This window comes from Asanoa iriomotensis (assembly GCF_016862515.1).
In the GTDB taxonomy this organism is placed as follows: domain Bacteria; phylum Actinomycetota; class Actinomycetes; order Mycobacteriales; family Micromonosporaceae; genus Asanoa; species Asanoa iriomotensis.
Genome location: NZ_BONC01000018.1, coordinates 107,869 through 127,989 on the forward strand (window position 1 = coordinate 107,869; position 20,121 = coordinate 127,989).

Annotated in this window: 18 protein-coding genes and 1 pseudogene; 5 read left to right on the forward strand and 14 right to left on the reverse strand. The window is 71.7% G+C overall.

Going from position 1 to position 20,121, the window contains the following annotated elements; genetic code table 11:
• Nucleotides 1-99 precede the first annotated feature (99 nt).
• Nucleotides 100-1,293, forward strand: a complete 1,194-nt coding sequence (disA, locus tag Air01nite_RS15240; RefSeq protein WP_203702954.1) for a DNA integrity scanning diadenylate cyclase DisA — start codon at nucleotides 100-102, stop codon at nucleotides 1,291-1,293.
• Between the two features lie 106 nt (nucleotides 1,294-1,399).
• Here the strand turns inward: disA and Air01nite_RS15245 are convergent, their stop codons facing one another.
• The 3 genes from Air01nite_RS15245 to Air01nite_RS15255 form a co-directional block, all read right to left on the reverse strand.
• Entirely contained in the window at nucleotides 1,400-2,089 is a 690-nt protein-coding gene (locus tag Air01nite_RS15245) for a hypothetical protein (RefSeq protein WP_203702955.1), read from the reverse strand.
• A 77-nt stretch (nucleotides 2,090-2,166) separates the two neighbouring features.
• Nucleotides 2,167-2,727: a peptide deformylase gene (locus Air01nite_RS15250; RefSeq protein ID WP_203702956.1), complete on the reverse strand. Its 561-nt coding sequence runs from the start codon at nucleotides 2,725-2,727 to the stop codon at nucleotides 2,167-2,169.
• Nucleotides 2,717-3,229 carry a glycine cleavage system transcriptional repressor gene (locus Air01nite_RS15255; protein ID WP_203702957.1) on the reverse strand — a complete coding sequence of 171 codons (513 nt, stop codon included), beginning with the start codon at nucleotides 3,227-3,229 and terminating at the stop codon, nucleotides 2,717-2,719. The genes Air01nite_RS15250 and Air01nite_RS15255 overlap by 11 nt, the downstream gene beginning before the upstream one ends.
• 43 nt (nucleotides 3,230-3,272) lie before the next feature.
• Between Air01nite_RS15255 and Air01nite_RS15260 the strand changes: the two genes are divergently transcribed.
• A complete protein-coding gene (locus Air01nite_RS15260; protein ID WP_203702958.1) occupies nucleotides 3,273-4,154 on the forward strand; it encodes an HhH-GPD family protein in 882 nt (293 codons plus the stop codon).
• Nucleotides 4,155-4,196: 42 nt separating this feature from the next.
• Here Air01nite_RS15260 and Air01nite_RS15265 read toward each other — a convergent pair whose 3' ends face one another.
• Complete coding sequence (locus Air01nite_RS15265) at nucleotides 4,197-6,719, reverse strand: ATP-dependent Clp protease ATP-binding subunit (protein ID WP_203702959.1); 2,523 nt, start codon at nucleotides 6,717-6,719, stop codon at nucleotides 4,197-4,199.
• Nucleotides 6,720-7,115: 396 nt separating this feature from the next.
• On the reverse strand, nucleotides 7,116-7,466 hold the full coding sequence (locus tag Air01nite_RS15270; protein WP_203702960.1) for a histone-like nucleoid-structuring protein Lsr2: 351 nt from the start codon (nucleotides 7,464-7,466) through the stop codon (nucleotides 7,116-7,118).
• 394 nt (nucleotides 7,467-7,860) lie between these two features.
• On the opposite strand from Air01nite_RS15270, the gene Air01nite_RS15275 reads away from it, so the two are divergent.
• Entirely contained in the window at nucleotides 7,861-8,601 is a 741-nt protein-coding gene (locus Air01nite_RS15275; RefSeq protein ID WP_203702961.1) for a class I SAM-dependent methyltransferase, read from the forward strand.
• Here Air01nite_RS15275 and Air01nite_RS15280 read toward each other — a convergent pair.
• The 6 genes from Air01nite_RS15280 to Air01nite_RS15305 form a co-directional block, all read right to left on the reverse strand.
• Nucleotides 8,574-9,341 (reverse strand): type III pantothenate kinase, encoded by a 768-nt coding sequence (locus Air01nite_RS15280; RefSeq protein ID WP_089255807.1) that lies wholly within the window; start codon nucleotides 9,339-9,341, stop codon nucleotides 8,574-8,576. The two genes, Air01nite_RS15275 and Air01nite_RS15280, sit on opposite strands and share 28 nt — an antisense overlap.
• A 6-nt stretch (nucleotides 9,342-9,347) precedes the next feature.
• Nucleotides 9,348-10,247 (reverse strand): carboxylating nicotinate-nucleotide diphosphorylase, encoded by a 900-nt coding sequence (gene nadC, locus Air01nite_RS15285; RefSeq protein ID WP_203702962.1) that lies wholly within the window; start codon nucleotides 10,245-10,247, stop codon nucleotides 9,348-9,350.
• On the reverse strand, nucleotides 10,247-11,887 hold the full coding sequence (locus Air01nite_RS15290) for an L-aspartate oxidase (RefSeq protein WP_203702964.1): 1,641 nt from the start codon (nucleotides 11,885-11,887) through the stop codon (nucleotides 10,247-10,249). The genes nadC and Air01nite_RS15290 overlap by 1 nt, the downstream gene beginning before the upstream one ends.
• Nucleotides 11,888-11,948: 61 nt before the next feature.
• Nucleotides 11,949-12,821: a septum formation family protein gene (locus Air01nite_RS15295; protein WP_203702966.1), complete on the reverse strand. Its 873-nt coding sequence runs from the start codon at nucleotides 12,819-12,821 to the stop codon at nucleotides 11,949-11,951.
• A 108-nt stretch (nucleotides 12,822-12,929) separates the two neighbouring features.
• Nucleotides 12,930-13,766 carry a pantoate--beta-alanine ligase gene (gene panC, locus Air01nite_RS15300; protein ID WP_203702967.1) on the reverse strand — a complete coding sequence of 279 codons (837 nt, stop codon included), beginning with the start codon at nucleotides 13,764-13,766 and terminating at the stop codon, nucleotides 12,930-12,932.
• Nucleotides 13,763-14,650: a Rossmann-like and DUF2520 domain-containing protein gene (locus Air01nite_RS15305; protein ID WP_203702969.1), complete on the reverse strand. Its 888-nt coding sequence runs from the start codon at nucleotides 14,648-14,650 to the stop codon at nucleotides 13,763-13,765. Before Air01nite_RS15305 ends, panC begins: the two co-directional genes overlap by 4 nt.
• 123 nt (nucleotides 14,651-14,773) lie before the next feature.
• Here Air01nite_RS15305 and Air01nite_RS15310 point away from each other — a divergent pair, with 123 nt between their 5' ends.
• Together Air01nite_RS15310 and Air01nite_RS15315 are read left to right on the forward strand one after the other, a co-directional pair.
• A complete protein-coding gene (locus tag Air01nite_RS15310; protein WP_203702971.1) occupies nucleotides 14,774-15,784 on the forward strand; it encodes an SAM-dependent methyltransferase in 1,011 nt (336 codons plus the stop codon).
• The gene (locus Air01nite_RS15315; protein ID WP_203702973.1) at nucleotides 15,744-16,910 is read left to right on the forward strand and encodes an NADH-quinone oxidoreductase subunit D; all 1,167 of its coding nucleotides are present in this window, start codon (nucleotides 15,744-15,746) and stop codon (nucleotides 16,908-16,910) included. The genes Air01nite_RS15310 and Air01nite_RS15315 overlap by 41 nt, the downstream gene beginning before the upstream one ends.
• Nucleotides 16,911-16,916: 6 nt before the next feature.
• On the opposite strand, the gene Air01nite_RS15320 is transcribed toward Air01nite_RS15315, so the two are convergent.
• The 3 genes and pseudogenes from Air01nite_RS15320 to Air01nite_RS15330 all read right to left on the reverse strand — a co-directional run.
• A complete protein-coding gene (locus tag Air01nite_RS15320; protein WP_203702975.1) occupies nucleotides 16,917-18,479 on the reverse strand; it encodes a hypothetical protein in 1,563 nt (520 codons plus the stop codon).
• Nucleotides 18,480-18,679: 200 nt separating this feature from the next.
• On the reverse strand, nucleotides 18,680-19,636 hold the full coding sequence (locus Air01nite_RS15325) for a glycine betaine ABC transporter substrate-binding protein (protein ID WP_373310416.1): 957 nt from the start codon (nucleotides 19,634-19,636) through the stop codon (nucleotides 18,680-18,682).
• 264 nt (nucleotides 19,637-19,900) lie between these two features.
• Nucleotides 19,901-20,121: pseudogene (locus Air01nite_RS15330) on the reverse strand (ABC transporter permease); the annotation flags it as partial.

Here is a 20,121-nt window from a genome sequence, read left to right on the forward strand (position 1 = left end):
CCTATTCACACCGTCTTGGCCCTAGGATCCCCCGCTCTGAGCGACCCGGCGCCCAACCGTGACCGCAGCTAGGTCATGACGGTCCGTAGACTGTTGCCCGTGCCGTTCGACCGCGATCCCAACAAGACCGCTGGCGCGAGCCCGTCGGGCCGCGCTGGTGTCGCCGGCGCACCCCAGCAGCGGGTGGTCGGATCCTCCTCCGCGAGCCCACCGGCGGGCACCAGTGCGGTGGGTGACCCGCTGCGGGCCAACCTCGCACTGATGGCGCCCGGCACGGCCCTGCGCGACGGCTTGGAGCGCATCCTGCGCGGCCGCACGGGCGCGCTGATCGTGCTGGGCTACGACAGCATCGTCGAGGAGATCTGCACGGGCGGCTTCCCCCTCGACGTCGAGTTCTCCGCGACCCGGCTGCGCGAGCTGTGCAAGATGGACGGCGCGGTGGTGCTCTCCAGTGACGGCACCCGCATCGTCCGGGCCGCCGTGCACCTCATGCCCGACCCGTCGATCCCGTCGGAGGAGTCCGGCACCCGCCACCGCACGGCCGAGCGGGTGGCCAAGCAGACCGGCTTCCCGGTCATCTCGGTCAGCCAGTCGATGCGGATCATCGGTCTCTACGTGAGCGGCCAGCGCCACGTGCTCGACGACTCGGCCGCCATCCTGTCCCGCGCCAACCAGGCGCTGGCGACGCTCGAGCGCTACAAGATGCGCCTCGACGAGGTCTCCGGCACGCTGTCGGCGCTGGAGATCGAAGACCTGGTCACGGTGCGCGACGCGGTCGCGGTCGTGCAGCGCCTCGAGATGGTCCGCCGGATCGCCGACGAGATCTCGGGCTACGTGGTCGAGCTGGGCACCGACGGCCGCCTGCTGGCGCTGCAACTCGACGAGCTGATGGCCGGCGTCGACGCCGACCGCACGCTCGTCATCCGCGACTACCTGCCGGTGGGCCGGCGCGCCCGCACCCTCGACGAGGCCCTGGTCGAGCTCGACCTGCTCTCGGCGACCGAGCTCATCGACCTGGTGGCGGTGGCGAAGGCGATCGGCTACCCGGGCGCGAGCGACGCCCTGGACGCGGCGGTCAGCCCGCGCGGCTTCCGCCTGCTGGCGAAGGTCCCCCGCCTCCCAGGCCCGGTGGTCGACCGCCTGGTGGACCACTTCGGCAGCCTCCAGCGCCTGCTGGGCGCCACAGTGGAAGACCTGCAAGCGGTGGACGGCGTCGGCGACGCCCGCGCCCGCGGCGTCCGCGAGGGCCTGTCCAGGCTCGCGGAAGCCTCCATCTTGGAGCGCTACGTCTAACCGACCCGGATGACTCGGGTTCGCGGTGGGCACGACCGTCGCTCCCGCCAGCCACCGCTCCGCTGCCAGGTCCGCGGCGGGTCGCTCTCAGCCCGACGAACGTCGGCTAGCTCAGGGTCAGCTTCACCGGGTTGCTGGTCTTGGTGGCCAGGCGCCCGAAAACCTGGTAGTCGCCGGCCGCCGGGATCGGGCCGTCGGCCAGGTTGTTGGCGCACTTGCTGACGTCGTGGCCGTTCCAGTCGACGCGATATTCGCGCTCGAAGTTCGGGGTGAAGGGCTGCACGTCGCTGCCCTTGACGTTGCCGCAGGTGTCCGAGGACCAGACCTTGGCGGCGCCCTTCTTGATGTAGAGCTCCTGCTGGTCAGCGCCCACGTCCCGACTGCAGGTGCGCTTTCCGATGTTCTTGATCCGGAGGCGGATCACGATCGTCGAGCCGCGCTGTGCCGAGGTCGCCTCGGGCACCGGGGTGATCAGCATTTCCGCGTCGGTGCACGAGCCGTCGTCGGCCGGCGGCGCCTCGCCGGTCTGGGGTGCCGGGTTGCTCGCCGGCGGCTCCTCGGTCGGGTCCTCTTCCTGGTCCGGCGGATCGGTCTGCGGGCGCAGCAGGGTTTCCGTCGTCTGCGGCGCGCCGGCCGGTGCGCTGGTGGGGCTGTTCCTGTCGGCGCCGACCGAACTCGCGTCGCCGCCCGAGCACGATTGCACGATGAGGAAGATGACGACCACCGCCGCGCCAAGCACGATCGCCCGACGCCGCCAGTAGACGGCGGGTGGCAGGGGGCCAACCGTCAAGCGCATGATGGGATCACCGTATCGGTGCGCGCCGTTTCAAACATGGCGACGCGCCGCGTGATTTGAGCCCGGCGCGTCGCCTTCTACAGATAGACCTTGCGCTGATACAGCGCGTGCGCACCGGCCACCCGGTCCAGGAACAATAACCCCGCACAGTGGTCGATCTCGTGCTGCAACGCGCGGGCTTCGAAACCGTCCGTGGTCAGCCGCACCGACTCGCCCGTGCCCGGCAGCACGCCTTCCACGACCACCCGGCTCGCCCGCTTCACGTCGCCGGTCAGGTCGGGCACCGACATGCACCCCTCGCGGCCCGGACGCCAGCGGCTCGCCGACACCACCGTCGCGTTGCAGAGCACGAACGTGCCGTGCGAGGTGACCGTCTTGGGATGCCCGGTGACGTCGACCGCGAACACCCGCGCCGAGACGCCGATCTGCGGCGCCGCGAGGCCGACGCAGCCAGGCGACACGCGCATCGTGGCGACCAGGTCGGCGGCCAGGCCGATCACCGCCGGGTCCGTGGGGTCGACCTCCGCGCCTTCGCCGGCCAGCACCGGGTCAGGCGCGCTGACCACGGCGCGGACCAGCCCGGCTTCGGCGAGGTCCGCGAGCCAGGCGTCGAGGCTCACGTCCGCGTCACAGGACATCGGACTCGGCTCGGCGCAGCACGACGTCGACACCGAGCCCGGCCGCGGCCTCCGTGAGCCGCTGCTCGGTGGCCTCGGCGCTGCCCGGCGGCAGCTCCACCTCGGCCACGAGCACGTAGAGCGGCCCGGCCAGCCGGGTGGTCAGGTCGGTGATGTTGCCGCCGGCGTCGGCGACCACCCGGGTCACCGCGGCGACGATGCCGAGCCGGTCGGCGCCGTGCACGCTGAGCACGTACGGCTCGCCCGTCGGCGCGGTGCTCTCCTCGGGCCCCACGGACCGCACGGTGGCCACCAGCCGGCTGCGTGCCGCCAGCTCGTCCAACGCCGCCTCGACGTCGGCCGCCGCCGGACCCGTGCAGACCAGCGTCATCGCGAAATGCCCGCGCAGCCGGGTCATCGTCGAATCCGTCAGGTTGGCACCCAGGCCGGCCAGGACTTCGGCGACATCGGCGACGATGCCGGGCCGGTCCTGGCCGATCACGGTGATCGCGAGCTCCTCCACCCGAGAGAGTCTGCCCGATCGCCCGTGGCAGGATCGACGGGACATGCCCGACGAGACCATCGCCGAAGCCGCGATCCGCTGGTTCAGGGACAACGCCCGGGTTCTGCCCTGGCGGCACCCGGACGCGGGCGCGTGGGCGATCCTGGTCAGCGAGGTCATGCTCCAGCAGACGCCGGTCACCCGGGTGCTGCCCGCGTACGAGGCCTGGCTGGCCCGCTGGCCGACCCCCGCGACCCTGGCCGCCGACGAGCCGGGCGAGGCGATCCGGATGTGGGGCCGCCTGGGCTACCCACGCCGGGCGCTGCGCCTGCACGAGTGCGCGACCGCGATCGCGGAGCGGCACGCCGGCGTGGTCCCCGACGACCTGGACGCCCTGCTGGCCCTGCCCGGGGTCGGCGCCTACACCGCCCGCGCGGTCGCCGCGTTCGCCTACCGCCAGCGACAGCCGGTGGTCGACACCAACGTCCGGCGGTTCGTCGCCCGGGCGGCGACCGGTCTCGCCGACGCGGGGCACACGACCAAGCCCGCCGACCTGACCGCCACCGCGGCCCTGCTGCCCGCCGAGCCGGAGCTCGCGGCCCAGGCCAGCGCGGCGTTCATGGAGCTCGGCGCCGTCGTCTGCGTGGCCCGGGCCCCGCGCTGCGCGATCTGCCCGGTGGTCGACCGCTGCGCCTGGCGGGCCGCCGGCCGGCCGGCGCTCGAGGGGCCCAGCCGCCGTCCACAGACGTACGCCGGAACCGACCGCCAGGTCCGCGGCCTGCTGCTGGCCGTGCTGCGCGAGGCGGTCGAGCCCGTGCCCCGGGTCCGCCTGGACGTGGTCTGGCCCGAGCCGACCCAGCGCGACCGCGCCCTGCGCGGGCTGATCGACGACGGCCTGGTCGACCCGCTCCCCGGCGACCTGTTCACGCTGCCCAGCGGCAGATAGCGAAAGGGCCCGGCAATCGCCGGGCCCTTTCGTCGGTGGTTCTTACTCGGTGGCTTCCGCCGCGCCGAGGTCGGCCGGCACCGCGTCGGGCACCTCGACCGGCTTCTCCGCACCGCGGAACACCAGCTTGGACTTCTCGATGTCCTGCGGGTCGCCCTCGCAGTCGACGACGACGATCTGGCCGGGCTTCAGCTCGTTGAAGAGGATCCGCTCGGACAGGTTGTCCTCGATGTCGCGCTGGATGGTGCGGCGCAGCGGCCGGGCACCCAGCACCGGGTCAAAGCCCTTGTTCGCGAGGTACTTCTTCGCGTTGTCGGTCAGCTCCAGCCCCATGTCCTTGTTGCGCAGCTGGGCCTCGATCCGCTGGATCATGATGTCGACGATCGACAGGATCTCGGTCGGGGTCAGCTGGTGGAAGACGATCGTGTCGTCGATCCGGTTGAGGAACTCGGGCCGGAAGTGCTGCTTGAGCTCGTCGTTGACCTTCTGCTTCATCCGCTCGTAGTTGGAGTCGGAGTCTTCCGAGGCCTGGAAGCCCAGCGACACCGCCTTGGCGACGTCCCGCGTGCCCAGGTTGGTGGTCAGGATGATCACCGTGTTCTTGAAGTCGACGATGCGACCCTGACCGTCGGTCAGGCGACCGTCTTCCAAGATCTGGAGCAGCGTGTTGAAGACGTCGGGGTGGGCCTTCTCGATCTCGTCGAAGAGGACCACCGAGAACGGCCGGCGGCGCACCTTCTCGGTGAGCTGGCCACCCTCGTCGTAGCCCACGTAGCCGGGAGGCGCCCCGACCAGGCGGGAGACCGTGTAGCGGTCGTGGAACTCCGACATGTCGAGCTGGATCAGCGCGTCCTCGCTGCCGAACAGGAACTCGGCCAGCGCCTTGGACAGCTCGGTCTTACCGACGCCGGATGGACCGGCGAAGATGAACGAGCCCGACGGGCGCTTCGGGTCCTTGAGGCCCGCCCGCGTGCGCCGGATGGCCTTGGACACGGCCTTGACCGAGTCTTCCTGGCCGACGACCCGCTTGTGCAGCTCGTCCTCCATGCGCAGCAGCCGGGAGGTCTCCTCCTCGGTCAGCTTGTAGACCGGGATGCCCGTCCAGTTGGCGAGGACCTCGGCGATCTGCTCGTCGTCGACCTCGCTGACGACGTCGAGGTCGCCGGCCTTCCACTCCTTCTCCCGCTGGGCCTTCTGCCCGAGCAGCTGCTTCTCCTTGTCGCGGAGCTGCGCGGCCCGCTCGAAGTCCTGCGCGTCGATCGCGGACTCCTTGTCGCGGCGGACCTGGGCGATCCGCTCGTCGAAGTCACGCAGGTCCGGCGGCGCGGTCATCCGGCGGATGCGCATCCGGGCGCCCGCCTCGTCGATCAGGTCGATCGCCTTGTCGGGTAGGAAGCGGTCGGAGATGTAGCGGTCGGCCAGGGTGGCCGCGGCGACCAGCGCGGCGTCGGTGATCGACACGCGGTGGTGCGCCTCGTAGCGGTCGCGCAGGCCCTTGAGGATCTCGATGGTGTGCGCCAGCGAGGGCTCACCCACCTGGATCGGCTGGAACCGGCGCTCGAGCGCGGCGTCCTTCTCCAGGTGCTTGCGGTATTCGTCGAGGGTGGTCGCGCCGATCGTCTGCAGCTCGCCACGCGCCAGCATGGGCTTCAGGATCGAGGCGGCGTCGATCGCGCCCTCGGCGGCACCCGCACCCACCAGGGTGTGGATCTCGTCGATGAACAGGATGATGTCGCCGCGGGTGCGGATCTCCTTGAGCACCTTCTTGAGGCGCTCCTCGAAGTCACCGCGGTAGCGGGAACCGGCCACCAGCGCGCCCAGGTCGAGCGTGTAGAGCTGCTTGTCCTTGAGCGTCTCGGGCACCTCGCCCTTGATGATCCGCTGGGACAGGCCCTCGACGACCGCCGTCTTGCCGACGCCGGGCTCACCGATCAGGACCGGGTTGTTCTTGGTGCGGCGGGAGAGCACCTGCATCACCCGCTCGATCTCCTTCTCGCGCCCGATGACCGGGTCGAGCTTGCCCTCGCGGGCGGCCTGGGTGAGGTTGCGGCCGAACTGGTCGAGCACGAGGCTCGTCGACGGCGCGGCCTCGCCCGGGGTGGCGCCGGCGGCCGCCGGCTCCTTGCCCTGGTAGCCGGAGAGGAGCTGGATGACCTGCTGGCGGACCCGGTTGAGGTCGGCGCCGAGCTTGACCAGCACCTGGGCGGCAACGCCCTCGCCCTCACGGATCAGCCCGAGCAGGATGTGCTCCGTGCCGATGTAGTTGTGGCCGAGCTGCAGCGCCTCGCGCAGCGATAGCTCGAGCACCTTCTTGGCCCGCGGCGTGAACGGGATGTGCCCGCTCGGCGCCTGCTGGCCCTGGCCGATGATCTCCTCGACCTGCTGGCGGACGCCTTCCAGGGAGATACCGAGACTCTCCAGCGCCTTCGCCGCGACACCCTCACCCTCGTGGATGAGGCCGAGCAGGATGTGCTCAGTGCCGATGTAGTTGTGGTTGAGCATCCGGGCTTCTTCTTGAGCCAGGACGACAACCCGTCGCGCTCGGTCGGTGAACCGCTCGAACATGCCCTCGTGCTCCTCACGTGCCGTGCGCCTGAGTCTGGCCGGACCAGCGACTTGGCGGAACCAATGCACAGACGTCCGGGGAAGACGCCTGCGCACACTCACTCTATCGCCGCGGGCGCGGTCAGCTACGGCCGTGCACGCCGGAGGTGAACCCATCCGCGACGTATCTGCCAACTCTGCACGCTTATCGGGTGTTCCCGGGCGGGAACGTGTACGCGCAGAGCGAACACGGCGAGTTCGCGATTCATGAAGATCAAGAGCGAACGGCGCGACAAGGGACCGGCATCGAGGTCACAAACTAGGACAAAGCAGATAGGCCCAGGCCGGGGCGGGGACGGCCGGCCGGACCACGGCCGACAGGGAGGGGTCCCCGCCCAGCGCCTGGAGCGTGCCTGGTTACCGCCCGGCCTTCGCGTGGTACTCGTCGACGATCTCCTGCGGGATCCGGCCCCGGTCGGAGATGTCCTTGCCTTCCTTCTTGGCCCAGGCACGGATGGCCTTGTTCTGCTCGCGGTCGGCGGCAGCCCCACCGCGGCCACGAGCGGCACGACCGCCGACCACGACCCCGCCGCGGCCGACCTTCGAGCCGGCCGCCAGGTATGGCGCGAATGCGTTCCGCAATTTGTCGGCGTTCTTCTTCGAGAGGTCGATCTCGTACTGAACACCGTCGAGGGCGAACTTCACCGTCTCGTCGGCGTCCCCGCCGTCCATGTCGTCGACCAACTTGTGAATGATCTGCTTGGCCACGGGCCGCTGTCCTTTCGCGTGGTCCCTCCCACAAACAAGAGCACAATAGCTCCTTGGCCGCGCGATCGGTCAATAGGACGCCAAAATTCAAGGCCGAGTCTTGCGCTTTCGTTAAATCACCGCCCGGTGCGGGCGCCACGATTCGGAGATTGCGCAACAGAGCGTGGTGGATTCGCGGCGTCACGGTGAACCACGGCGCCGGTCTCCTGTTAAGCAGGTCACTCTGATCAGAATCTCGTGGATCGGACCGCGCCGACACGCGCTGTGATCGCCGGCGCGAGTGCGCCGGTCCCGGGAACGGCACACCGGAATCGCACCGAAGCATTGACCCGGCTTGGATCGGTGGCCGTCACATTGCCGTCGGTCACGAATTGAGGCGGTACGCTCGACCCCGATGGATGCCAAGAAGCGCAACGCTCTGTCGTTCGGTCCGGTAGCGGTACGGTACGACCGATTCCGTCCCCCGTATCCGCGGGCCGCCTTCGAATGGGCCGTCGGAGGCCCGCCACCGCGCCGGGTGGTCGACCTCGGCGCCGGCACCGGGATCCTGACCCGTGGCCTGATCGCCGCCGGCTACGAGGTGATCCCGGTCGAGCCCGATCGGGAAATGCGCGCGCAACTCGCGGCGGCCACGGATGGGCACACCGCGTTGGCCGGCACCGCCGAAGACATTCCATTGCCCGACGGAAGCGTCGACGCGGTCATCGCCGGCCAGGCGTACCACTGGTTCGACGCGGACGCGGCACACGCGCAGGCGGCACGGGTGCTGCGGCCCGGCGGCTATTTCGCCGCTGTGTGGAACCTGCGTGACCGCCGTGAACCGTGGGTCGCCGCACTCGACGCGATCGCCGCTCGCGCGGGTGACCGCGAACACGACCGGCCCGCTTCGTTCGGCCCCCGCTTCGCGCCCCTGGAGCGCCGCGAATTCGCGCACGAGACGCCCATCACGGGTGTCCACCTGGTGGAAATGATGACGACTCGGTCCTATTACGTGACGGCCGACCCGGACACCCGGAAACGCTTCGAGACAGACCTGGCCGAGTTGGCCCGGACGCACCCGGACCTCGCGGGCCGCGACTCGTTCCCGCTGCCGTACCGGACGCTGGTCTATCGGGCGTCGACGTTGCGCTCGTAGACCATCCGCAGGCCGATCAGCGTGATCATCGGCTCGTGGTGGGTGATCGTGCGGCATTCGCCCAGCACCACGGGGGCCAGCCCGCCGGTCGCGATGACGGCCTTCACCGAGCCCAGCTCCTCGGTCATCCGGTCGACGATGTGGTCGACCTGGCCGGCGAAGCCGAAATAGAGACCCGCCTGCAGGCACTCGACAGTGTTCTTGCCGATCACCGAGCGGGGCTTGGCCGGCTCGACCTTGCGGAGCTGCGCGGCCCGGGCGGCCAGCGCGTCGAACGAGATCTCGATGCCCGGCGCGAACGCGCCACCGAGGAACTCGCCGCGCGCGCTGATCACGTCGAAGTTGGTGGTCGTGCCGAAGTCGACCACGATCGACGGACCACCGAACAGGGTGTATGCCGCCAGGGTGTTGACGACCCGGTCGGAGCCGACCTCCTTGGGGTTGTCGATCGCGAGCTGGACCCCGGTCTTCACACCCGGCTCGACGATCACATTCGGGAGGTCGCCGTAGTAGCGGGCGAGCATGGTGCGCAGCGAGCGGAGCGCGGCCGGCACGGTCGAGCAGGCCGCCACGCCGGTGATCTCCACGGCGTCGCCGGCCAGCAGGCCCCGGAACATCAGGCCGAGCTCGTCGGCCGTGGACCGGGCGTCGGTCTTGATCCGCCAGTTGTGCACCAACTTGTCGCCGTCGAACGTGGCGAGCACCGTGTTGGTGTTACCGATGTCGATGCACAGCAGCATGTGGGGTCAGCTCCGACTCAGGTGCGGCGGGCGAAGATCGAGTGCGATGTCCAAGATAGGTGACGAATGCGTCAAGGCCCCTACGGAAAGGTAGTCGACGCCGGTGGCGGCGTACGCGGGCGCGACCTCCAAAGTGAGCCCGCCGGTCGCCTCGAGCTCGGCGCGGTCACCCACCGCGGCGACCACCTCCCGGAGCACGGCCGGCGACATGTTGTCGCAGAGGAGGAACGAGGCGCCGACCTCGACGGCCTCGATCGCCTCCTCGACGGTGGTGACCTCCACCTGGACCAGCACCTCGGGGAACGCCTCCCGGACCCGGCGGTACGCCTCGGCGACGCTGCCCGCGGCCAGCTTGTGGTTGTCCTTGATCATGGCGACGTCGTAGAGGCCCATCCGCTTGTTGGTGCCGCCACCGGCACGGACGGCGTACTTCTCCAACGCCCGTAGGCCCGGTGTGGTCTTGCGGGTGTCGAGCACCATCGCCTTGGTCCCGGCGAGGGCGTCCGCCCATCGCCGGGTGTGCGTCGCCACGCCGGAGAGGCGGCAGAGCAGGTTGAGGGCGGTGCGCTCCGCGGTGAGCAGGGTGCGGGTGGGTCCGGTCACGGTGGCCAACTGGTCGCCGGCGGACACCTGGTCGCCGTCGCGGGCCTTCAGGACGATCTCGGGTGTGCTGGCACCCGCGAGCGCGAACACGGCCGCCGCCACCGGCAGCCCGGCCACGACGCCGTTGGCCCGGGCCACCACGTCGGCGGTGTCCACCTGCTCGGCCGGAATCGTCGCCTCGCTGGTCACGTCCTGGTGCGCCGCGCCCAGGTCTTCGTCGAGGGCACCACGCACCACGCGCTCGACCTCGGCGGGGTCGAGCCCCTTCCCGCGCAGGTCGTCGGAGATCCACTGCGGCAGCATCACGCCTCCCAGGTGAGCGTCGGTGTCCCGGTGTCGTCGAGGGCCGGAAAGAGGTGCCCGAGCCACTCGGCACGGGCCGCGGGGTAGTCCTCGCGCCAGTGACAGCCGCGGGTCTCCTCCCGCGCGGCGGCGGCCGCGACCAGGGCGGCCGCGACGGTCACCAGGTTGGTCGCCTCCCAGCTCGCGGTCGACGGCAGCCCGCGGGTCGCGCCGAGCCCGACGATCGTGCCGGCGGTCGCGGCCAGCGAGCCGGCCGACCGGAGCACCCCCGCGCCGCGGGTCATCGCGCGCTGGAGCGCCGGCCGGGCGCCCGGGTCGAGCACCCACGCGTCGGCCATGACCGGCGCCGGCTGCGACTGCTCCGGCAGCTCCTCGGCGATGTGGTCGGCGATCCGCCGGGCGAACACCAGGCCCTCCAGCAGCGAGTTGCTGGCCAGCCGGTTGGCGCCGTGTACGCCGGTGCAGGCGACCTCACCGCAGGCGTAGAGCCCGGGGATCGAGGTGCGCCCGTGCAGGTCGGTGCGGACTCCCCCGCTGGCGTAGTGGGCCGCCGGCGCGACCGGGATCGGCTCGGTGGCCGGATCGACGCCCGCGGCCCGGCACGACGCCACGATCGTGGGGAACCGCCGCTCCAGGTAGTCGCGCCCGAGATGACGGGCGTCGAGATAGACGTGGTCGGTGCCGTTGGCCAGCATCACCCGGTGGATGCCCTTGGCGACCACGTCGCGCGGTGCCAGCTCGGCCAGCTCGTGCTGGCCCACCATGAACCGCTTGCCGTCGGCGTCGACCAGGTGAGCGCCCTCGCCCCGGAGGGCCTCGCTGACCAGGGGCTGCTGCCCCCGCGCCGCCTCGCCCAGGAAGAGGGCGGTCGGGTGGAACTGGACGAACTCGATGTCGGTGACCGCCGCGCCGGCTCGGATCGCGAGGGCGACCCCGTCGCCGGTCGACACCACCGGGTTGGTGGTCGAGGCGAACACCTGGCCCATGCCGCCGGTGGCCAGCACGACCGCCCGGGCCAGGATCGAACCGACCCCGTCCTCGGTGCCCTCGCCCAGCACGTGCAGGGTGATCCCGCAGGCCCGGCCGGTGGCGTCGGTGAGCAGGTCGAGCACGAGCGCGTGGTCGACGACGCGGATCCACGGGTCGCGCCGGACCGCCGCGTGCAGCGCGCGCTGCACCTCGGCGCCGGTGGCGTCGCCGCCCGCGTGCACGATCCGGTTGGCGTGGTGGCCGCCCTCGCGGGTGAGCATCAGCGAGCCGTCGGGGTTGCGGTCGAACTCCGCGCCCAGGCGCATCAGCTCGCGTACCCGTGCGGGACCCTCCTCGACCAGCACCCGCACGGCCTCGGGGTCGCAGAGCCCGACCCCGGCGGTCTCGGTGTCGGCGGCGTGCGCCTCCGGCGTGTCGAACGGGTCGAGCACCGCGGCGATGCCGCCCTGTGCCCAGCGGGTCGAACCGTCGTCGATGTTCTCCTTGGTCACCACAGTGACGTGCCGGCCGGCCGCGCGCAGCCGCAGCGCGGCGGTCAGCCCGGCGATCCCTGAGCCGACCACGACCACGTCGGTGGACTCGGCCCAGCCCGGCTCCGGGCCGGCGAGGCGCCGGGGCAGCTCTGGCAACTCCGCGACACGGGGGTCCATCCGTTCAGTGAACCCTGTCAGATCTTCAGGTGTCCGCCCGGAGGGCCGAAACGTGCGCAGGCTAACTCGACTGCCCGATATTGGGCGGGAAGCCCTGCTCCCCGACGCCCTTCGCGGACGCGGTCAGGGGCCGGAACCGCACCCAGAGGAAACAGCGCACACCGCGGTCGCCGAGGGTCCAGGTGGCCTTGTCGGCCAGCACCGGGACGTAGCCGGTGCGGGCGTTGAACCCGGGCTGGTAGGGCACGTCCACGTACGCCGCGATCGTCTTGAGGCAGCCCTCGTAGAACGGCACGTAGTCGCGGTCCTTGACCGGGTGCGTGACCTTGGCGGGTGCGGTCCACACGCCGGCGAACTCGCCCTCGTGCTTGACGTCGCAGGCGCTGTCGGCGACGGTCGCCACGTTCTGTCGTTTGTCCAGTTTGACCAGAGCGCAGCGCAGGCGCAGCGGCGCGTCGGGTGCCTCGAGCGCGCCGGCCAGGCTGCCGGAGCGCTCCGCGACCGTGCCGTCCGGGCCGACGCCGGTCAGCTCGACGAGGTCGCAGCGGTACCAGCGCTGGCCGCCCGTCCAGGCCGCCGCGGTGGGCACCACGAGGTCGAGCCGCAGCCGGGCCTCCCGCCAGTCGGCACCGAGTGCGGTCGACGCCTGCTTGTCGCAGTCGCCGAAGGCCGGCGCGAGGTTCGCGGGCACGACCGCGGCGTCGCTGAACTCTCCGCTGTGGATGGTCTCCGCCTGGTGCGGCGCGGCACAGTCGACGGTGCCGTCGAGCTTGTCAGCGGTGCGCGCGGCGGGCGCAGCGTGGCAGCGCGGCGGCGAAGGTGTGGCCGTCACCTGCGGCGCCGCGACGGGACCCCCGCCCTCCCCGCCGCCGTCGGTGCCGCACGCGGCGGTCGCCAGCACCAACACCACGACCGCTGCCGTCCATCGACGCATCGCGTCCTCCCCGGGACCCTGAGCGTTGCGTTTCCACGGCCTGTGCAGTCCTAAGCGGAGCACATCGACACGGCGGAGCGCAACCGCCCGGTCACCCCGGGTTATTGATCAGCCTAGATCGATCGGCGCGTTGTCGATGAGGCGGGTGCCGCCGACCCGGGCCGCGACCAGCATCCGCGCTGGTCCATGGCCCGGTGGCGGGCCGAGGTCGGTGCCGAGCAGCACGAGGTAGTCGAGAAGCACGTCGGTCGTACCGTCGGCGAAGATCTGATGTGCCGCGGCCAGCGCGCCGTCGGCGTCCGCGCCGCGCCCGGCGGCGGCCGCACCCGCCCGCAACGCGCCCGAGAGCCGCAGCGCCGCGACCCGCTCCGACTCGGTCAGGTAGCGGTTGCGGCTGGACAGCGCCAGGCCGTCCGCCTCGCGCACGGTCGGCACGCCGCGCACCTCGATCGGCAGGTTGACGTCGAGCACCATCCGGCGGATCAGCGTGAGCTGCTGGTAGTCCTTTTCGCCGAAGAACGCGAGGTCCGGCCGCACCAGGTTGAACAGCTTGAGCACCACGGTCAGCACGCCGTGGAAGAAGCCGGGCCGGCTGGCGCCCTCGAGCAACTCGCCGAGCGGACCCGGGTTGACCCGCACCTGCGGCTCGCCGCCCGGGTAGACCTCGTCGCGGCCGGGCGCGAAGACCAGGTCGACACCGGTGCGGCGGCACATCTCCAGGTCGGCGTCCATGGTGCGGGGATAGCGGTCGAAGTCCTCGTTGGGCCCGAACTGGAGCGGGTTCACGAAGATCGTCGCGACCACCGAGTCGGCGTCGGCCCGCGCGGCGCGCAGCAGTGCCTCGTGCCCGGCGTGCAGGGCGCCCATGGTCATGACGACCGCGACCCGGCCGGGCAGCGCGGCGCGGGCGGCCGCCAACTCATCCCGGCCCTCGACGAGGTTCATGCGACGCGCTCGGGCCGGTCGCTGGCGAGCACGTCGAGCAGCGCCTCGGCGTCGTGCGGGCGCAGGCGACCGGCGGCGATGGCGCGGTCCGCGGTGCGCCGGGCCAGGGCCACATACGCGGGCACGGAGTCCGGCGCGGTCGTCTCGAGCGCGGCCACGTGTCGGGCCACCGTGCCGGCGTCGCCCCGGACCACCGGCCCGGTCAACGCCGCGTCGCGCATCCGCAGCGTGTTGTCGAGCGCGGCGTGCAGCAGCGGGGCGAGCACCTTCTCGGGGTAGACGACACCCGCGTCGCGCAGCCGGTCCATCGCCTCGTTGACGAGCGTGACCAGGTGGTTCGCGCCGTGCGCGAGCGCCGTGTGGTAGAGCGCGCGGTCGTGCTCGGCCACCCACTCGGGGTTGCCGCCCAGGTCGTGCACGAGGTCCTCGGCGAACGCCTTGAGGTCGGCCGGCGCGGTGATCCCATAGGAGATGCCGGGCAGCCGGTCGAGGTCGGCGGCCGAGCCGGTGAAGGTCATCGCGGGGTGCAGGGCGAGCGGCCGGGCGCCGGCGATCGCGGCGGGGGCGAGCACCGCGAGCCCGTGCGCGCCCGAGGTGTGCAGGACGACCTGGCCCGGGCCCAGCGCGCCACGGTCGGCCAGGTCACCGACCACACCGGCGAGATCATCATCGGGTACGGCGACGACCAGCAGGTCGGTCGCGGCGTGCGCGACCTGCGTGCTGGGCAGGACGGCGACGCCGGGGAGAAGGCGGGCGAGCCGGCCCTTGGCGCCGGAGGAGCCGGCGGAGGCGGCGACCACGTCGTGCCCGGCCGCGCGGAGGGCGGCGCCGAGCACGGCACCTACCCGACCGGGGCCGATGATGCCGACCGTGAGTGGGCTCATGTGTTGATCCAGTCCTCGTGGGTTAGGTACCGGTCAACATCAAGTATGCGATCCGGTAAAGACCGGACACAGCACTTGTGAAGACTTTCACGGGCAGGTTTAGCCACCCTCTAGGCTGCTTTGATGCGCTGGTCCGCGGCGATGGCGCGCGCCCTCTACGGTCCGCACGGGTTCTTCGTGTCCGGTGCCGGGCCCGCTGGTCACTTCCGCACCAGCGCTAACGCCTCGCCGGTGCTGGCCACGGCCGTGCTGCGGCTGCTGGACCGGGTCGACGAGGTGCTCGGCCGACCCGCGCGGCTGGACTTCGTCGATGTCGGAGCCGGGCGCGGTGAGCTGCTCACCGGCGTGCTGGCCGCCGCGCCGGCCAGCCTGCGCGACCGGCTGCACCCGGTCGCCGTCGAGCTGGCCCCCCGGCCGTCCTTCCTCGATGCCGGGATCGACTGGCGTGCCGCGCCGCCATCGGAGATCACCGGGCTCTTGATCGCCACCGAGTGGCTCGACAACGTGCCGCTCGACGTGGTCGAGGGCGACCGTTACGTCGAGGTCGACCCGGCCACCGGTGCGGAACGGCCCGGCGACCCGGTCGAGCCCGCCGACGCGGCCTGGCTGGCGCGCTGGTGGCCGGCGGCGCCGCGCGCCGAGGTCGGGCGCGCGCGGGACGAGGCCTGGGCCGGGGCGGTCGGCGCGATCGAGCGCGGGCTGGCGGTCGCGGTCGACTACGGGCACCTGCTCGGTGAGCGTCCGCTCGGTGGCACGCTCACCGGATATCGGGCCGGGCGGCAGGTGCCGCCGGTGCCGGACGGGACCCGGGACGTGACCGCGCACGTGGCCGTCGACGCCGTCGCGCTGGCCGGGTCGGCGGTGGCCGGGCGCGCGTACCAGCTGATGACCCAGCGGCAGGCCCTGCGCGCGCTCGGCGCCGACGGCGGGCGACCACCGATCAGCCTGGCGGGTTCCGATCCCGCCGGTTACGTGCGGGCGCTGGCGGCGGCTTCGGCCGCGGCGGAGCTGATGGCGCCCGGCGGCCTGGGCGATCACTGGTGGCTCTTCCAGCCGGTGGGGATCGACAACTGGACGTGGGAGGATGGCGAGTATGTCGTCGATACGACCAGGCATCTCAGCCGATCTCCGTGAGGTGACCGTCGGCACCGGTGCCGGGCTCGACACCGCCGACATGGTGCTCAACATCGGTCCGCAGCACCCGTCCACGCACGGCGTTCTCCGGCTGCGGCTGGTGCTCGACGGCGAGCGGGTGGTCTCCTGCGAGCCGATCGTCGGCTACATGCACCGGGGTGCGGAGAAGCTCTTCGAGGTCCGCGACTACCGGCAGATCATCGTGCTGGCCAACCGGCACGACTGGCTGTCGGCGTTCGCCAACGAGCTCGGCGTGGCGCTCGCGGTCGAGCGGCTGATGGGCATCGAGGTGCCCGAACGCGCGGTGTGGTTGCGGATGGCGCTGGCCGAGCTCAACCGGGTGCTCAACCACCTGATGTTCCTGGGCTCCTACCCGCTGGAGATCGGCGCGATCACGCCCGTCTTCTACGCGTTCCGTGAGCGCGAGACCCTGCAGACGGTGATGGAGGAGGTCTCCGGCGGCCGGATGCACTACATGTTCAACCGGGTCGGCGGCCTCAAGGAAGAGGTGCCGGCCGGCTGGACCCGGCGGGCCCGCGAGGCGATCGGCGAGGTCCGGCGCCGCCTGCCCGACCTCGACAACCTGATCAGACGCAACGAGATCTTCCTTGCGCGTACGGTCGGCGTCGGCGTGCTGACCGCGGAGCAGGCGGCGGCGTTCGGCGCCTCGGGTCCCGTGGCCCGCGCCTCCGGGCTCGACTTCGACCTGCGCCGCGACGACCCCTACCTCGCCTACGGCGAGCTGTCGGTGCCCGTCGTGACCAAAACGGCCGGCGACTGCCACTCGCGCTTCGAGGTGCTGCTCGACCAGGTGTACGCGTCGCTGGACCTCGCGCAGGAGTGCCTGGACCGGGTCGACCGGCTGACCGGCCCCGTCAACGTGCGGCTGCCCAAGGTGGTCAAGGCACCGGAGGGGCACACCTACGCCTGGACCGAGAACCCGCTCGGCATCAACGGCTACTACCTGGTGTCGCGCGGCGAGAAGACGCCGTGGCGGATGAAGCTGCGGACCGCGTCCTACGCCAACGTGCAGGCGCTGACCACGCTGCTGCCGGGCTGCCTGGTGCCCGACCTGATCGCGATCCTGGGCTCGATGTTCTTCGTGGTCGGCGACATCGACAAGTAGGGCGCGTCAGCGCCAGCGGGCGTCGCCGCCACCGTCGTCGTAGCCGCCGCGGCTGTCGCGGCTCTCGCGGCCCCAGGAGTTCTCCCGGTCGCGTTCGGCCGAGGGCAGGGCGCGGCCGCCGTTCCATTCGTCGTCGTCGTTGCCACGGCTCGCGCCGTAGGTGGAGCCGCCGCTGCCGTACGTGCTGCCGGAGCGGGACTGGCTGCCGGACCAGGCGTCGGCGTACCACTCGGCCGCGCCGGCCTCCCGGTCGTCCTCGCGGCGCACCGCGGCCCAGCGGTCCTCGACGCGGTACTCGGTGCCGGTGTCGTCGGACCGGACGCTCGCCCGCCGCTCGCCCATCCGCAGCTCCCGGCCCCGGTCGTCGGAGCGGACGGCGGCCCAGCGGTCGCCGGCCCGGGCCGAGGACCAGTGCTGGTCGTAGGCGGGGTCGTCGCCGCGCTCGATGGCGGGCCGGTCGCCGCGCAGCTCACGCAGCCGGCGGTCGGTGAAGGACTCCTCGTCGTCGCCGGAGTCCGCGTTCCAGGACCGGTCGTCCTCGGCGGCCCGCGAACGGCGCCCACCGTAGGCGTCTGCGCGGCCCTCGTAGTCGCCGCCGTCGTCCTGCCGGCGCCGACCGCCGTAGGTGCCGCCGCCGCTGTTGGCGCCGTCGCCCCAGTCGCTGGCGCGGTAGCCGTCGTAGCGCTCGTCCTCGCTGTACCGGTCGTCGTCCCGGTAGCGTCCTTCATCCTGGCGACGGTCGTCCTGGCGGCGCTCGTCCTGGCGGCGTTCGTCCTCGCCGCGGTAACGGTCGTCGTCCCGGTAGCGCTTGCCCTCGCCGTAGCCGTTGCCGCCGTCGACCACCGTGTGCCTGGTGGTCACCTGGACGGTTTCGGTGTGCCGGACCACCCCGCCGGGCATCCGCGCCCGCGGCGGGCGGGCCGTGCCGGCCGCGGATCCGTCGGCAGGCGCACCGTAGGTGCGGCCCACCTGCGCCATCGCCAGCTGCGGGTTGGCCGCCCGGTCGTCCTCGGGCTCCCGGGCCGATCCGTTGTCGGCGCCGTAGGTGACACCGCCGCGACCGGCGCCGTAGGTCGCGCCCTCCGCGGCGCGCCCGTAGGTGCCGCCTTCGCGCGCTGTCCCGTAGCCGGCCGCAGCGCCGGAGTCGCGCGCCTGCGCCGGCACGCCGACACTGGGCGGCCGCGGCCCGGCACGCTGTGCGTCGAGCTGTGCCCGCAGCGCATCGACGGTCTGTTGCAGAGTCTGAATTTTCTCGCCGATCTGCCGGTGCACGGCCCGCGCGGCGGTGTCGATGTCGCGGCGCACGTCGTTCTGGAGCCCGTCGACCTCGTCGGCGACCATGTCCTCCAGGTCGCCGCGGATGGCCTCGGCGTCGCCGCGCAGCCCGATCGACAGTCCGATGAGGACGACCGCCAGGACCGCGAGGACGGCGGCGATCCGCATCGGGCCGTTGCCGTCCGCGAGCAGCAGCAACAGCATCGCGATCGGGGCGAGCCCGATGCCGGCCCAGAACAACAACTTGAGCAGCGGGCGGCCCCGGGGCTCCTCGTCGTCGTCACGCGTCGGCATGGGTCGTGAGCCTACCGAGACATGCGGATCAGCGAAATGGCTGGACCCGCGACCCGGCCGCCCGATGCCGGGCGCCGCCGGCGGCTGCTATCGCCCCGTCACGGCCAGTGAGGCGGCCAAACCCCGCCGAATCACCACGAGTCAGTCGGTCGCGTGGCCGGCACACTACTGACGGTGTGCCGGCCACGCGCCGATCAACCTCAGGTTGTCGCCAGGTCGCCGTCGGAGGACAGCACCAGGCCGACGCTGATCGCGCCGGTGCGCAGCGCGTTCTTGGTCTGCGGACCACCCGCGTCGAGCGAGCTGAACTTGCCGGCGTTGAAGGTGTAGGTCTCGACGAGGCCCTGCTGGCACTTGGGCCGCTGCGGGCACTCCGGCGGACCACCGAGGACGGTGGCCGAGCCCGAGCACTTCTCAGCGAGCTGTGACAGCGTGGTCACGCCGTACTTGTCGGAGAACCCCTTCGTGACAGCGAAGGCGTTCTGGTCCTGCGCGGCCGACGGCTCGCCGAAGGTGATGCCGACCTTCTCGCCGAGCGGACGCAGCTTGCCCATGGTCTCGTTGATGTCGGGCGAGGACAGCGGCTGCGCGTTGGCGCCGTTGGCCTTGCCGTTGAGGAAGTCGAGCGCCGAGGCCGCATATTCCGGCACGACCTGGACATCGCCCTTCTCCAGCGCCGGCTCGTAGAGCTCCCGGTTGCCGATCGTCTGGACCGTGACGTTGTAGCCGGCCGCGGTCAGCACGATCTTGTAGAGCTCGCCGAGCGTCGCGTTCTCGCTGAAGTTGGCGGCACCGACGATGATGTCGCCGCCCGGACCGCGCTCGATGCCCGCGGTGAGGTTGTTGGCGGCCGCGAACTCCTGCGCCGCCACCGCCGACGTCTTGCGTTCGACGTCGACCGCCCGGTTGAGGGCGATGAGCTTGGGGGTGTCGAGCGCCTGGGCGACCTTGTCGGTCGCCGCGACCGCCTGCGGGCTGGCCGCCTTGGTGTTGATGGCAGCGACCACGTTGTCGCTGTTCTGCAGCTTCTTGTCGTCTTGCAGGACGACCAACTGGTCGCCCGCCACGGGTGCACAACCGGCACCCGCGGCTGCGGTAGCGGGCGCCTGTGTGCCGGAGGAACCGGCCTCACCGCAACCCGCGAGGAGTCCAGCCACGAAGAGGACGCCTGCCGCCCCCGTCGCGAGCCGTGAAACTGCGCGCATGAAAATGCCCGCCTTCCGTGTCCCGGCGCGACCCGTGTGGGCCGGCCGCGTGTCCGACGGACGGAGGGACAAAGCTTCCCGTCCGCGATTTCTCAGCCAACATGTTGCCAAGGGGGACCGACAAGAAACCGAGGATGTTGTCATCGGATTGTCACTGTCGCGTAGTGATGCCCGTTACGTATCTGACCGTGCAACCGGATGCTTCGGGTAAATGGGTCAGGCGGCGCCGGTCGCGACGGCCTCGCGGTCCGCCCGCCGCCGCGCCGGCCGCAGCGGTGCCGGCGTCACCAGCCGCTCGAGCAGCGCCAGGATGCCTTCCACCAGCAGGGCGAGCAGGGCGACCAGCACGCCGCCGGCCAGGATCTGGCCACCCGCAACCGCTGTGCCGAGGCCGAAACCCTCGGCGATGATCTGCCCGAGCCCGCCACCGTTGACGT